General features: G+C 61.2%; 10 protein-coding genes and 3 pseudogenes. 6 read left to right on the top strand and 7 right to left on the bottom strand.

Translation table 11 applies throughout. From position 1 onward, the window contains the following. The first annotated feature begins 650 nt into the window (after positions 1–650). On the top strand, positions 651–1433 hold the full coding sequence (locus AABF56_RS36320) for a hypothetical protein (protein ID WP_272809635.1): 783 nt from the start codon (positions 651–653) through the stop codon (positions 1431–1433). 49 nt (positions 1434–1482) lie between these two features. Here AABF56_RS36320 and AABF56_RS36315 read toward each other — a convergent pair. After that, positions 1483–1749, bottom strand: a pseudogene (locus AABF56_RS36315) (hypothetical protein); the annotation flags it as partial. Positions 1750–2724: 975 nt separating this feature from the next. On the opposite strand from AABF56_RS36315, the gene AABF56_RS36310 reads away from it, so the two are divergent. The 4 genes and pseudogenes from AABF56_RS36310 (at position 2725) to AABF56_RS36295 (ending at position 6074) form a co-directional block, all read left to right on the top strand. Beyond that, a complete protein-coding gene (locus AABF56_RS36310) occupies positions 2725–3678 on the top strand; it encodes an IS110 family transposase (protein ID WP_272809636.1) in 954 nt (317 codons plus the stop codon). Positions 3679–3740: 62 nt separating this feature from the next. Then, a pseudogene (locus AABF56_RS36305) lies at positions 3741–3985 on the top strand (hypothetical protein); the annotation flags it as partial. A 161-nt stretch (positions 3986–4146) separates the two neighbouring features. After that, positions 4147–4902, top strand: coding sequence for a UTRA domain-containing protein (locus tag AABF56_RS36300; protein ID WP_338341968.1), 756 nt, complete (start codon positions 4147–4149; stop codon positions 4900–4902). A gap of 47 nt (positions 4903–4949) precedes the next feature. Beyond that, positions 4950–6074 carry a M24 family metallopeptidase gene (locus tag AABF56_RS36295; protein ID WP_272809638.1) on the top strand — a complete coding sequence of 375 codons (1125 nt, stop codon included), beginning with the start codon at positions 4950–4952 and terminating at the stop codon, positions 6072–6074. On the opposite strand, the gene AABF56_RS36290 is transcribed toward AABF56_RS36295, so the two are convergent. From AABF56_RS36290 to AABF56_RS36265, 6 genes are read right to left on the bottom strand one after another with little or no spacing between them, the layout of a single operon-like run. Next, positions 6058–7302 (bottom strand): aminotransferase class V-fold PLP-dependent enzyme, encoded by a 1245-nt coding sequence (locus AABF56_RS36290; protein WP_272809639.1) that lies wholly within the window; start codon positions 7300–7302, stop codon positions 6058–6060. The two genes, AABF56_RS36295 and AABF56_RS36290, sit on opposite strands and share 17 nt — an antisense overlap. 27 nt (positions 7303–7329) lie before the next feature. Further along, positions 7330–8376, bottom strand: coding sequence for an ABC transporter ATP-binding protein (locus AABF56_RS36285; RefSeq protein ID WP_272809640.1), 1047 nt, complete (start codon positions 8374–8376; stop codon positions 7330–7332). Further along, positions 8369–9370, bottom strand: a complete 1002-nt coding sequence (locus AABF56_RS36280) for an ABC transporter ATP-binding protein (RefSeq protein ID WP_272809641.1) — start codon at positions 9368–9370, stop codon at positions 8369–8371. Before AABF56_RS36280 ends, AABF56_RS36285 begins: the two co-directional genes overlap by 8 nt. Continuing rightward, complete coding sequence (locus AABF56_RS36275; RefSeq protein WP_272809642.1) at positions 9367–10257, bottom strand: ABC transporter permease; 891 nt, start codon at positions 10255–10257, stop codon at positions 9367–9369. The genes AABF56_RS36280 and AABF56_RS36275 overlap by 4 nt, the downstream gene beginning before the upstream one ends. Then, the gene (locus AABF56_RS36270) at positions 10254–11195 is read right to left on the bottom strand and encodes an ABC transporter permease (RefSeq protein ID WP_272809643.1); all 942 of its coding nucleotides are present in this window, start codon (positions 11193–11195) and stop codon (positions 10254–10256) included. Before AABF56_RS36270 ends, AABF56_RS36275 begins: the two co-directional genes overlap by 4 nt. 10 nt (positions 11196–11205) lie before the next feature. Beyond that, positions 11206–12777, bottom strand: coding sequence for an ABC transporter substrate-binding protein (locus AABF56_RS36265; RefSeq protein WP_272809644.1), 1572 nt, complete (start codon positions 12775–12777; stop codon positions 11206–11208). Positions 12778–13289: 512 nt separating this feature from the next. On the opposite strand from AABF56_RS36265, the pseudogene AABF56_RS36260 reads away from it, so the two are divergent. Further along, a pseudogene (locus AABF56_RS36260) lies at positions 13290–14266 on the top strand (IS30 family transposase). Positions 14267–14364 lie beyond the last annotated feature (98 nt).

Genomic DNA, 14364 nt, shown 5'->3' with positions numbered 1-14364 from the left:
TGGCCGTGAGGTCGACCTGAAGGCACTCCGCAATCGTGCCGATTTCCTTGACCGTCAGACGATGCCAGGCGTCAGACTGAAGATATTCCAGCCGCTCTTCCGCTATACCCGTCGTTTCCGCGAATTCAGGAAGCGTCGTCCCTCGGCGTCGAAGTTCCTCTGCGAGGAATCGCACGAGTTCGGCGGCACTCTCATTGGCCATTTGCGGTCATCCTTTCCTGTCCCCGTCGAACAGCGCCGACGATGAGGGAATCGTTCGATCCCTGTACGTGGAGTATGGCGGAGCAGCGTTCGATAAGGTGATGGCGGAACGGGCGGATTTGATTCCGCCAGCTCATTGGGCGCGCAACTCCTACACGAGTCAAAAACGGCGTTTTCGCGGCGGAGCAGCTTTAACGTTGGTGAAAGTGTAAAATATAATTACTGTTGTGACTCGCTTTGCCAGGAAGCGAGCAATGGAGGTTCCATGCCGTAGACAAAATAAAAACCCGCCTCGGAGAGACGGGTCGAGTGACACACAAATGTGCGCAAAAGTCTTATAGCCACTGGTTTTTTTGCACAATGACGCCGCCGCTGCAAGCTAATTCTTGCCTCGGATACGTGTGTCCTACGCTCTGGTTCCTCCCTGACATCATCGGAATGGAGAGATCATGCTTGCCACGATCCGAACGGCCTATGGGCCGAACCTATTGGCGCGCCTACTTGCAGCGGATACGCACGAGCAGGTCGATGAATGCGCGAAAGCGGCCTGGGTACTGAACGGCGAAGGACTGATCGCCGACGAAGAGATGGAATATCTTGCCCCTGTCATCGAGCACCGGCGGATGTCGATCAGCACAGTGATGCGAACGGTTCGGGCGAAGGGATGCCCCCGTCATTGCCGTCCGGCGATTCCTTTGCAGAAGCGGGCTGCTTGCTGGCTTCGCCGGCGGGGGCTCGCCAAGGACTGCATCATTCCAACGTGCCTGGCCCGAGACTTCACAGTCAGCAAGCTGGCGGTGCTCTCCATCATTGCGCAGGCGGTCATGGAACGCGGCAATTCGACGATGTCATTGCCCGAAATCGCTGCGCGTGCGGGTGTCGGATGCACGACAGCGCGTTATGCCATTCGCGATGCTGCAAGGATGGGCCTTATCAGCGTTTCCGAAAACCGCGTCAACGGGTTCTGGAACCGCCCTAACACGATCAAAATTGTATGCGGTCGATGGCTTCAATGGCTGAAGGCACGCGCCGGCTATGGCGCTGCGCGGAAATCGGCCGGACGAGCGACGGCTGGTTGCCAATTTACCCCCCTCAGAAATCTGATCCCCACGATTGAAATTGTAAGATTCAACCCACAGAGCACGATTCTACAGGATCCAAGAGAGGGCACTTCTGCGCCAAGCTGGAGGGGCTGCATCGAGTTGCGCAGCGGAGAGGTGCTGCTGGAATAGGGCTTAGAGCGTCGGCATCACCTGTTTTGGCGTGTTGAGGGCGAATCTAATCGAACATTTTCTGGGCAATCAGGTGAACGACCTCGCCTTCACGCTGGATCCGGCCGTTGATCGCCATCATGGACGAGCCGAGCACGACGTGCCGTCGCCGCTCTAACAGTTTTGGCCAGACGACGACATTCGCGGGGCAAGTCTCGTGCTCAATTGTGATGAACTTGACGCCCTTGGCGCTACCCGGCTTTTGCCGGACCAGCACCAGGCCGGCGGTCATCAGCCACCGCCCGTCGCGCGCCAGCATCGCCTTCTGGCAAGTGACTGTCAAATGTCGCCAGGATTTGAAGCGCTTTGTGAGTTTGTCGCGACCCACGAATAGCAATAAAATTGCCTATGATCCCAAGCCTTTGCGTCGCTTTAGCCGGGGCAAGGCCAAATGAAAAACTGGTCATATCCGACCGATATCAACAGCCGTGGGGAACGGTCGCCCGGCTTCGCTCGCCGTGTGATGCTCGCCCTCGCGGGCTTGCCATCTTCGTGGACGCGGCAGTCATCGTCGATGAAGATCAAAGTCGCGGGGTCGAGGGTAAGTTGGTCGTCGAATCAAGATATGCGACGGCGCGGGACATCGGGCGCTGCTGCTCAGAGGCGTGTGCCGTCTTTTCTGAACATAATGCGTCGGCAATCGAGGAAAGCCAGACCGTCGAGCGTGCAGCCTCCACACTGCGCTGAAAGGCAAGGCGTCGCCAATCTCGGCAGGCTTTATATCTGGCGCCGCATCGACAAAGCCGAGGATGAAAGCCTCGTGAGCCTCAGGCTTCGAGCGTGAACGCTCGCCCTGCTTGCGCGCCTCCGTCTAGTCAGTCTCACGATAGCGCCGATACCAGGCCCCAGCCGTTGCGATTCCGACACGGACTCAACCCCCGCCTCTCGCGTTGAAACTCCCTCTTCGATCGCCGCAATCGCTCGACCGCGAAGGTCCACGCTAAGGCTCCTCGTCGAATGACCACCTGGCAACTCACCAGCAGTTGAGAACCAGACAACGCCGGCGGCGTGAATCCTCAAACTGACTCTGCCTTCATCGAAAATGCTTGTCTTATAACTTTCGCTGCCGAATGGGCGAAGAAGGGTCCGCTGTGAGAGAGTAGCCGCCCTCCCTCAGCGGCGAGGGTCGGATCGTTGAAATGCAGACCGTTTGACGGGTCGAGCTAGAGTTTGATCGCCCTCGTCTTTCTCTTGAGGCCTGAACGGATACCCGCAGCTCGGCTGCGGACGACAAGCACAGGACAAGCGAAAGATGACAAAGGATACCATCGGGGTCGACATCTCGAAAGACCATCTCGACGCCTACAGGACGAGCGACGGCAAAAGCCGGCGTTTTGCCAACGACACCGCCGGCCATCGGGCCTTCCTGGACTGGCTGAGCCAGCCCGACGCGCACATCGTCTACGAGCCGACCGGTCCCTATCACCGGGCCTTCGAGAGAAGGCTGGCGGATGTGGGCTGTGCGCTGGTCAAGGTCAACCCACGCCAGGCAAGGCGGTTCGCCGAAGCCACGGGAAAGCTTGCCAAGACCGACCGGCTCGACGCTGCCATGCTGGCGCGCATGGGTGCTGTACTCGACCTCGACGCGCGGCCGGTGCGTCGTCCGGTCCTCAACGATCTCAAGGACCTGCACATGGCCCGCGAGGCGCTGGTGAAGAACCGCACGGCCGCCAGGAACAGGGCCAAGACGCTGACCCTTGCCATCCTCAAGCGTCACAACGCGGAGCAGCTCAGGCAGATCGGACGCCAGATCGCCGCCATCGAGAGCGAGATCATGGCGATCGTCAAGGCCGATCCGGACCTCGCCGGCCGCTTCGACATCCTCGTCTCGATCCCGGGCGTCTCGACCATAACCGCCTTCGCCCTGATCATCGACATGCCCGAGCTCGGAATGCTCGAAAACGGCGCGGCCGCCTCTCTCGCCGGCCTCGCCCCCGTCGCACGCCAGTCCGGCAACCGGGCCGCACGCGCCTTCATCCGCGGCGGCCGCGCCAACGTCCGCCAGGCGCTCTACATGCCGGCCCTCGTCGCCATGCGCTTCAATCCGGAACTCAGGGCAAAGTACCACCAGCTCAAAGCGGGCGGCAAAGCCTCGAAGCTCGCAATAACAGCCATCATGCGAAAGCTCATCGTGCTGGCAAACGCCCTGCTCAAGGACCGTCGGAAATGGACAAAATCATTTCCTTCACCAAAACGGATACTCTAGGCTTGAGCACCCTATCGCGTTATCGGACTTGTAGGTATTCATTTTCAGAAGCCAGGATAAAAGAGCTGGAAAAGGCCGCCGCCCACATGATCGGGGTCAAGGACATAGTGGGCGTCTTGAAGCCGGCTGTGGCCAAGGTGCTTATAAAGGCGCTGCGCGGTCGACCAATCTGCCGATCCATTTCCACACGCACGACTGGGCCGGCATTGCTGCCCCGACGGTGCTCGCGGCCGTGGAAGCGGCGACGGATGCGTTTTCCGGCAAGACGTCGCCGCCCTGCCTCGGCTCGATTGTGGACGCATTAAAGGCGTTGATCAAAGGAGGCAAGTTGCCTCTCTCGAAATATGGTCTGGCATAACCGATTTGCCACGTATTCGGTTGTAAACCTCCTCCGTGCTCATCGTTATTGACTAGACAATTTGCATGGTTCATGAAGGTCGAGCTAATAATCTCTGGATGGCACTTTTCATGGCACATCACGTCGAAGAACCCTGGCATACGCCTCCACTCGATGGTGAGGGGCCATTGTTCAAGCAGATCGAACGCGCGATCAGGTCCGAGATCATGAGCGGGCGGTGGCCGCCGGGACATCGCATTCCACCCGAATTCACCTTCATGGACGCGTATTCGACGACGCGTGCGACCGTCAGCAAGGCGCTCTCCAAACTCTCCGAGGCCGGCCTTCTGGATCGCAAGCGCCGGCAGGGCACGACCGTTGCCAGATCGACGGAGACGCACGCCGTCATCGGCTTTCTCGATGTGCGGCAGGAGGTGGAGGCCAGAGGCCGGACCTATACCTATAAGGTGCGCAAAACGCTAAAGCTGAAGGGCGAGAGCGTACTCGACATGTGGCCTGCGATCGCCTCCGACACCCCGCTCCTCAAGCTCCAAGCAGCTCATTGCGGCTTCGGAAAGGCGGAAGTGCTTGAGGAACGATACATCAACCTTGACGCGGCACCGGAAGCCATCACTACCGACTTCGAAGCGGAAATGCCCAATATCTGGCTGCTGGCCCGGCTGCCGTGCACACGGTTACGCCACACTATCCGGGCCACGGTCGCCTCTGCTCAGGAGGCCGAACTGCTGGATGTGGCGGAAGGATCGGCGTTGCTCATTTCTCTCCGGCAGACATGGGCGGAAGATCTTCCGGTGACGTCCGTCAAGTTGATATATCCCGCCGAACAGAACGAGTTCGTCGGCGAATTCAATCCCCTTCAGCCATGACGACCAGACTCGCGCCCGGCGCCCTCGCGTGCATGAAACGAGATAGGGTGGTCGCCATCGGCGGAGGACGCGATCTTGTGTTCGTCGCGACCAAGCTCTCCAACGTCGTCTATTGTTCCGGCTATCGAAGCATGGCCTACGATACGGATCCCGGTCATAGGATGGCGGTGGTCTTCGATTGCGACGAGATGATCCTCGTGGGTCCCGTCGCGGATTTCTGGGGTGCTGCGGAGTTCTCCGCAAGGCCGTTCATTTACATGGGATATGGACGCTTCTTCTTCGATGATGCAGCTGAGCTAACGGACGGAGACATTCGGTTCGAGCCGTTTTCGGACTTCGATGCAGCGCTTGCGGCAGCAATCGACAGGCTTTCAGGGGGCAAGAAGCGCGTGGCGTTCGATGCCGATCCCACGGCATTCGCCTCTGCTTCGACCCTGCCTGCTCTTGCTCTGACAAATGCGGGAAGGATCTTCCGCAGAGCGCGGTCGGTCAAGAGCGCCGCCGAGATCGGCTTGCTCCGCAACGCTACAAAGCTGACAGAGCAGGCTCTGTCGCTGTCGCTGGCGAATGCGCGGGCAGGGGTGAGCGAGGCGGACGTCGCAGCCGATATCACCGCTGCCATGATCCGAGAGGGCGTTCGCCCCGGTTTCGTGGTCGTCACGTCGGGACCTAGGGCAGCGCTCGCGGATGCCTACGCGACCCGTCGGATCCTGCATCCGGGGGATATCGTCCGCATCGATATGGGCGGAACGGTCGAGGGATATTGGTCCGATACGGCCTGCACCGCCGTGGTGGGCGAGCCATCGGAGGAGATCGTCAGCGTCAGCGCCGCACTGCTGGCGGGACAAGCCGTGGCTCTGGAACAGGTTCTAGCCGGCAAACAAACGGCGGAAGTATTCCATGCCACGGTGGATGCGACACGCGCTGCTGGCCTTCCTCAGTTCCGGCGCCACCACGTCGGTCACGGCCTCGGACTGGATTCGCATGAATTCCCGACCATTGGCCCTGATCGTTCCGAGCCGCTCGTTCCGGGAATGGTGATCAATGTCGAAACCCCCTACTACCGCCCCGGCTGGGGCGGTATCATGTACGAGGACACGTTGATCGTGGAGCAGAACGGTGCCGAGCGCCTGACGACACTCGACAATCGTCTGGTCATACTGCCTGCCTGAAGCTGTTGTGACTGCGCGCCAGGATCGCGAGTGTCGCCTCCACGAAGGAATCGATCTCCTCGACGGTGTTGGCCAGCCCCGGTGACAGGTGAATGCCCGTCATAGACGCATCCTCCTCCATGGTGAAGGCCTTCACGTGGATATCGAACTCATCCAGCAGCACGCGGGCAAAATGCTCCGCGTCCATGCCCTCGACGACGAAGCCGCCGAAACTGGTTCCGGGAGCCGCGTCAATATCGGTCAGGAGCCGGATTCGCTCGTGGTGGCGCAGCCGCGAGGCCCAGCGATCCCTAAGATAGCGCAGACGCGCGGATTTCTCGGCTTGGCCGATATCCCGGTTGAACGAGATCATTTCGGGAATCGAGGCGGGCAGCGCCTTGAACACCGTTCCGACTTCTTCGAACTTTTCGATCGAGTCCGCCGGCTTGTTGGACCAGCTCGCGAAGAGGGGCCAGATCTTCGCAATCTGATCCTTGCGCACGTGCAGGAAGCCGGTTCCCCTCGGTCCATACATCCACTTGTGCAGGCAGGCCGCATAGCCGTCGCAACCGAGATCGTCCAACTTAAGGTCAAGATGACCGGCCGAGTGGGCGCCGTCGACGAAGGTGAAGATGCCACGGCTGCGCGCCAGTTCGCTGATTGCCTTCACCGGCAGAACCAGACCGGTCCTTGCGATGACGTGCGGGACGGAGAGCAGTCGCGTCTTTTCGCTGATCGCGTTTTCGAAGGCGGTCAGAATTTCCTCTTCGCTTGCAGGGCCGAAGGGCAGTTCAACGAGCTTGATCGTGATGTCGTCACGCCGTGCGCGCTGCCTCATGATCGCGAGGTTGGAATCGTAGCAGAACTTTGTCGCCAGCATCTCCTCGCCCGGCTTCATGTCAAAGCCGTTCAAGACCGTCGCGATGCCCTCCATCGCGTTGCGGGTCAGGGCGATCTCGTTTGCGGAAGCGCCGAAATAGTCGGCGAGCAGGCTTCGGATCTCCACCGAAGAACCGCTCTCTTTCAGTGCCTTGAAGGGCTCGTATTCGTCGAGCTCGTAGGAGAGCGACAGATCGACCAGCGCTCGAACCTTCTCCCTGACGGATAGGGGAGCTGGGCCTCGGCGGGTGTTGACGAGCTGGGTGTTGACGTAGAGCGGGTCCATCGTTTCCCGGACGGAAAGCCAGTAGGCCTCGTCGTCGGGGGCCTTCTTCAGATGTGAGGTGTTTCCTACCGATTGGTTTGTCATTTTTTTGTCCTCTCGCAGATGCGGCCATCAGCGCGCATGCATGGGTTGGATGTCTCGCTGGGCGGGAACTGAATACGGACGGGCTTGCCCCGCACCCTCGGCATAGAAGCCTTCGGCCAGCACACAGCTTGCACTGTGGGACGGCGTCAGAGCGAACCGTGGCGGGACCGCTGTCGCGCAAACGTCTGCCGCATGCGGACAGCGGGTTCTGAAGCGGCAGCCGGAAGGCGGATTGGTCGGGCTCGGAATGTCGCCGAAAATCTCAGGGGGCTTGCGTGTCGCCTCGATCCGGGGATCCGCACTCGGGATGGAGCCCAGAAGGGCCTTCGAGTAAGGGTGGCTCGGCCGGGCATAAAGCTCAGCGGATGTGGCCTCCTCGATGATCTTTCCGAGGTACATCACATAAGTTCGACTCGTTGCCTGACGGACCAGCGCGAGATCGTGCGCAATGAAGAGGCACGCAACCCCGAGGTCCTTGTGAAGGCTCAGAAACAGGTTCATCACCTGAGCCCGGATCGAGAGATCGAGCGCGCTGACAGGCTCGTCACAGATCAGGACCCGCGGCTCCACCGCCAGCGATCGTGCGATCGCCACGCGCTGCCGCTGGCCGCCGGACAGCTCCCGCGGATAGCGCTCGGCCAGCGCATCGGGAAGGCCGACCTGGTCGAGGAGGATACGGGTCCTGCGGCGCTGATCGGCTGGGTCGGAGACGCCCATGATGATCAGGGCCTCTCCGATCGCCTCTCCAATCGTCTGCCGATCGTTAAGGGAGGCGTATGGATCCTGGAAAACGTACTGGATCGCACGACGTCGCTTGCGAAGCTCGGCGCCGCGCAGGGTCGACAGATCGACGCCGTCAAGCAAAATCCGACCGGATTGCGGTCGCTCCAGCCCTACGATCGTGCGACCCAGTGTCGACTTCCCGCAACCGGATTCGCCGACGAGGCCAACCATCTCGCCGGGGGCAAGCGTGATCGAGACATCGTCCACGGCCGAGATCCACTTGCCTCGTTCAACGCTCTTGAAGCGGGTCACGAGGTTGTCGACGCGCAGCAGCGGCTGGGGTTCAGGCATGGGCTGGCTCCTTCAGACGAAGTTCGTTGACGACATGGCAGGCGGTCGCGGAGACGCCGGGCGTGGACAGCAGATGCGGAACGGCCCTGGTGCAGGTTTCGATCACCAGCGGACAGCGCGGGGCGAAGGCGCATGCCTGAACCGGCGCGCCGAGAACGGGCGGTGCGCCCGGCAGTCCGCGGAAGGCAGAGCCGGGCGGATCCTCGGGACGCGGAAGTGCTGCGATGAGGCCTGACGTATAGGGATGCCTCGGCTCGAGTAGGACCTGTTCTGCCGTCCCGTATTCCGCCACGCGTCCGGCATACATGACCGCCACTTTCGAGGCGGTACTGGCGACAACGCCCATGTCGTGGGTGATCAGGACGATCGCCATGTGCAGTCGCCGCTGCAGGTCCTTCAGGAGCGCGATGATCTGCGCCTGCACCGTCACATCCAGTGCAGTCGTCGGCTCGTCGGCGACGAGAAGCTTGGGCTCCCCGGCAATGGCGATCGCGATCATCGCGCGTTGACGCAGTCCGCCGGACAACTCGTGGGGATACTGGCGTAGCCGTGTCTCGGGATCGGACATCCTCACTAGCTTCAGCAGTTCGAGCGCAAGCGCCTCGGCCTGCATGGAGGTCAGTCCGAGATGAAGCTCGCCGACCTCAGCAATCTGCCTGCCGACCCTCAGAGCCGGGTTGAGTGCGCTCATCGGATCCTGGAAGATGGTGCCGATGCCGCCGCCGCGGATCTTGCGTAACTGCGCGTCCGGCATTCCCACGAGTTCGGTACCGTCGAAGAGAATGGAGCCGTGGATATCAGCCACGACCCCGGTCGGCATGAGACCAAGAGGGGCGAAGTTCGATACGGTCTTGCCGCTGCCGCTCTCGCCGACGATCGCCAGCGTTTCCCCCGCCTTGACCGCGTAGCTGACGTCATCGACCGGACGAAGCGCAGTTCTGGCGGTGAACAGGTCTACGGTCAGATTCCTGACTTGAAGGAGATCTCCTGTCATTGCTCAGCCCTCGTCCAGTTGGAAGCCAGCATGCGGCGGCTGGCAAGGGTGCTGCGCGACAAGGGTGTCGGCACCCGGTTGAGCGCGATGGATTCGCCGAGCAGATTGAAGCCGATCACGACGGCGGTCAGGACGAGGCCAGGAAGGATCACCTGCATCGGTACCGTTTCGAGATAGGGGAGTGCATCGACCAGCATCTGCCCCCATTCTGGCGTCGGCGGCTGGATGCCGAGACCGAGAAAGCTCAATGTCGCGATCGAAAGCGCCACCGCTCCAGCATCGGCCGTCGCATAGACCAGCACGGAACCGACGGTCGTCGGCAGCAGATGGTGGAAATAGATCCGCATGGGACTTGCGCCCAGCACCCGCAGGGATTCGATGTGAGGGCGGTTCATCACGCCAACGGCTACCGCGCGGCTGATGCGTGCACTGCCCGGCCACCATGCCAGAGCAAGCGCGAAGATCATGTTCCAGTAGCCGGTTCCGAAGATGCCGATAACGGCCAGCGCAACGATAAGGCTCGGCATTGCCAGGCCGACATCGACGATCCGCATCAGCACTTCCTCGACCCAGCCGCGCTTGTAGCCGGCGATCGTTCCGATGGTGATGCCGACGGAGAGCGCGATCAGCAGCACGAGGCACATGCCGACGAGCGATGTCCGGGCGGAAACGATCAGCCGGCTCAGTGTATCCCTGCCGAGATGATCGGCGCCGAGCCAATGGTCCCAGGAGATGCCGGCATGGGCGGCAAGCAGGTCCTGGGTATTGGGATCGTGCGGGGCGATGTAGGGGGCCAGCACGCCGAGCGTGACGAACAGGCCGACGGCGACCACCGAGACCCGAGGCAGTTGGCGGAGCGACCGTGCAAAGTCTTGGAGAATCCTCATGCGTTGGCTCCCTGACGACGGAGTTTCGGATCGGAGAACATCATTGCGATGTCCACGAGCAGATTCAGGATGATGAAGGAGGTGAGGAAGACAAGGAGGCAGGCCTGGACGACCATGAAGTCGCGAAACAGCACGCCCTGAAGGAAAAAATCGGCGACGCCTTTCAGTGCGAAAAGCGGCTCCACGACGACGGCGCCGACGACCATGGCGCCGCCCTGCGCGCCGAGTGCGTTGATGTAGGTCGGCGCAATGTTTGGAAGCGCGTGCCGGAAGATGATACGCCCGCGCGACAGGCCCTTGGCCGATGCCGTCAGGGCAAACGGCCGGGCCATGGCTTCCTCCAGGCCGACGCGCACGACGCGGCTGAGCACGGCTGCGGGCAGGAGGCCGATTGTCATCCACGGCATGATCCAACTGGACAGACCCGCGCTGCCGAAAGTCGGCAGCAATCGTAGCTCCACGGCCAACCCGTATATGAGGAGCGCACCGACGAAGAAGGACGGCATCGAAGCACCGAGCAGAGCGATGACGCGGCAAGCCGCGTCACCGATGCGTCCCGGCATGAGCGCCCCGATGAACCCGAGCGCGAAGCTCAGGACCATCGCGAAGAGCGCGCCGCCGGCGACAAGAATGCCGGTGACGTGCAGGCGCCCCGCCAGAGACAGGCCGATGCTCTCGCCGGTCTTGTAGGAGATGCCGAGGTCGCCCCTGAGGGCGGAGCCGAGCCAGTTTCCGTATCGGACGATCAGCGGATCGTTGAGCCCCAACTCCTTCTCGACCACACGGATCTGTTCGAAGGTGGCCTTCGGGGAACGCAGTTCGGCGATGAGGACGGCAACGTTACCAGGCGCCGACACCACCAGGGTGAAACATAGCATGGTGGCGAGCACCAGCAGCACCGCCGCGTTGCGCAGGCGGATGGAGATCAACGTACGCATGGCATGGTCCTCAGGTGTTGAGCGCCACGCCCTGATAGGGCAGGTCGTACTCGGTGGAAGGCACCTTGAAGCCGGTCACGCGATCGGTGTGCGCCCAGATCGCGGGGATGTAGAACAACGGCATGCAGGAGACCTGCTGGTGCATATAGTCGTAGATAGCCTGCGTTGCCTGCTCCACTGTGTCGTCCGAGGCCGACGCGGCGGCGTTGACGAGCGGATCGAGATGGTCGGGATCGATGACCAGCTTTCCGTCCACGCCGTTGTCGTAGGTCGACAGCAGCAGGCCGATGATCGTGCCAAAGGGCTCGTAAGGGGCACCGAATGTGGTGAACAGCGCAATATCGAAGTGGCGTGCCGGGATGTCGGAATGACGGGAGGCGTGGTCGACCGAGCGAATCTTGATGTCGATGCCGATCTCGCCGAGCTGCGCCTGCATCACTTCCGCGAGCGAGCGCGATCCGGCGAGTTGCTCCTCGCTCACGACGACTTCGATGCTGAGTGGCTTGCCATCCTTTTCTCTTATGCCGTCGCCCGTCCAGCCGGCCTCATCGAGGAGCTTGCGCGCGGCGTCCGCGTCGCGCTCCGGTGCCGGGAAGCGCTTTCCAGCGAGGGGAACGGTTTCGGGGAAGATGTTTCCGGCCGGCTTGGCCAGACCCTTGTAGAGAACCTGCGAGATGGCCTGCCGGTCGAACCCGATGTTGATCGCCTGGCGCACCTTGAGATCCTTCAGGGCGGGGTTGCGGTCGGGATTGAGTCCGGCGACGATGGTCGATGTTCCCTGTTCGACGATGACGGGCACGCCTGCGGCCTGGAGGGTGACGGCTTCGGTCGCCTTGATCGGCGCGACGAACTCGCCGCCGGTGATGTCGATGTCTCCGGCGCGTATGGCTGCCATGCGACTACGCGAATCCGGCAGGACCTTGAACTCGATGTGCTCGTAGCCTGGCTTGTCGCCCCAGTAGTCTTCGAAGCGCTCGAATACGCTTCCCTCGTTCGTGGCCTGTTCCTCTGTCCAGGCCCCGGTACCGACTGGCTTCTGGTAGTTGCCTTCAGCATCGACCGATTTCGGGCTGAGGAACCGGGAGGGCCGCACGTAGGAGAATTCGTTGAGGAGACCGAGGACCTGCTCCTTGAAGGTGATCTCGACGGTGTAGTCGTCGATGATCTTGTGGCCGTCGAAAAGACGCGAGGCATTCATCCACCCGTTGCGTCCCTGGCCGATCCAGCGATCGAGGTTCCAGATCATGGCCTCGGCATTCCAGGGTGCGCCGTCATGGAACTTGACGTTCTCGCGGAGCTTGAAGCGAAGCAGCTTGCCGCCATCCTCGACCTGCCATTCGGTCGCAAGTGCCGGTGAGAAAGTGCCGCCATGCTCATAGCGCAGCAACGGTTCGAAGATGAGATCCTGCGCCGCCCACAGGCCCTTGAAGGCATGTGGATTGAGGTCGCCCGCAGGCTTTGCCGCTGCCACCCGGAGGACGCCGCCTGCGCCGTCCTGTGCCAGGGCGGAGATGGGATTGGTCGCAATGATGGCCGCAATACCGGCCATCCCTTTCAGGATGGTTCGTCTGTTCGTGTGCATCTTGTTCCCCTTGCTACGCTTCGTGACGTGCAAATCTTATTGACTAGACAAACGGAAACGTAATCCAATTCTAATTGTCTAGTCAATAGCCTTTCAGAGGCATTCATGTGGCATGATCGACTCGCAAGCCTGTAGCGGACGGCCGAAGCGTCAGTGACGGCTGAGTCTGCGCTTCGACGATGGCGTCACTCGACGGAGGGGCTGAATCAGAGCAGCCGACGACCGTCTCGACACGCCGGAACGGAACGGGTGTTTGGCAAGTGGTGGAGGGGAGCGCCTTTGAGCTGAGAGCGGTCCGTGACGACTCAAACGTTAACAACGGGGAACGATATCGCTTTTGGGTTATCGTTGTAGGGGATGGCGTGATACCGACTTAAACCACAAAATCGTTCTGTATCGGCGACAGTTCCATAATGAAGGTTATGCTATATGTTATAACGTTACGGTGGATTCAAGTTTGAAGTGCGACTTGCGAATGATGCCAATGGGTTATCTATCGCAAGGACGCTGTCATGAAACACACCTACTCCCATCTGGACCTGAACGAACGCCGCAGGATCGCGCGCTGGCGTCACGCCGGCCTGAGTATCGATATCATTTGCGGAGAAGCTTGGACGCCATCGATCGACGATTTTCCGCGAGGTACGGCGTAACGTCTATACCGACAAGGAATGGCCAGAGCTCAGTGGCTACCATTGCGTGACGGCGCATGACATGGCGTGCGAGCGTCGGACCAAGCTCAGGAAGCTTGCCCGCTTCTTGCATGTCCGCCAGTCCGTCATCGAGCGGATCCTGCACGGCTGGTCGCTGCAGCAGATCGCCGGCCGTATGCGACTGGAGCGCCACCCGATCTCGGTCAGCCACGAGACGATCTACAAGTTCGCCTATTCGGCGGATGGTCACGCCATCAAGCTTTGGAAACACCTGCCGGAACACCGTGCCAGACGCCGGCCGCGGCATGCCAGGCGCCGGCATGGCCAGCGCTTCAGCCCGGATCTCAACATCCAGCGCCGACCGGACGTGGTCGCCGATCGCAAGCAGTTCGGACACTGGGAATGCGACCTCATCCAGTTCCGCCAGAAGTTCGGCAAGGCGAACGTGACGTCGCTGGTCGAGCGGGTCAGCCGTTTTGCTGTTCTCCTGCGCAACAACGACCGGCAGTCGCGGCCGATCATGGAGCGCCTCATCGGCGCGCTTCAGACCCTGCCCCACCGCGCACGCCGCTCGATCACCTTCGACCGTGGGACGGAGTTCCGCGACCTGGTTCTGCGACCCACAATCGCCTTGGCAAAAAGGCACCGTCGAGAACACCAACGGTCGGGCCAGGAAATGGCTTTCGAGGGATGTCGATCCACTCTCGATCACCGACCAGGACCTGAAGGAAATTTGCGACCGCCTGAACACGACGCCGCGCAAGTGCCTCGGCTACAAGACGCCGGCCGAGGTCTTCCGTCAGAAGCTGCTCGCACAGATGCGATCCGAAGGATAGGATCATCGAGCCTGCAAGTCGCGCCTCGGCTTGAGCTCACATACAAAATCGGACGGGCTTGCAAGATGCGGGACCGATTGTAAGTGTTCACGGCTAGC

Source organism: Shinella sp. WSC3-e, from assembly GCF_945994535.1.
Lineage (GTDB): Bacteria > Pseudomonadota > Alphaproteobacteria > Rhizobiales > Rhizobiaceae > Shinella > Shinella yambaruensis.
This window is presented reverse-complemented; position numbering and strand designations above follow the sequence as displayed.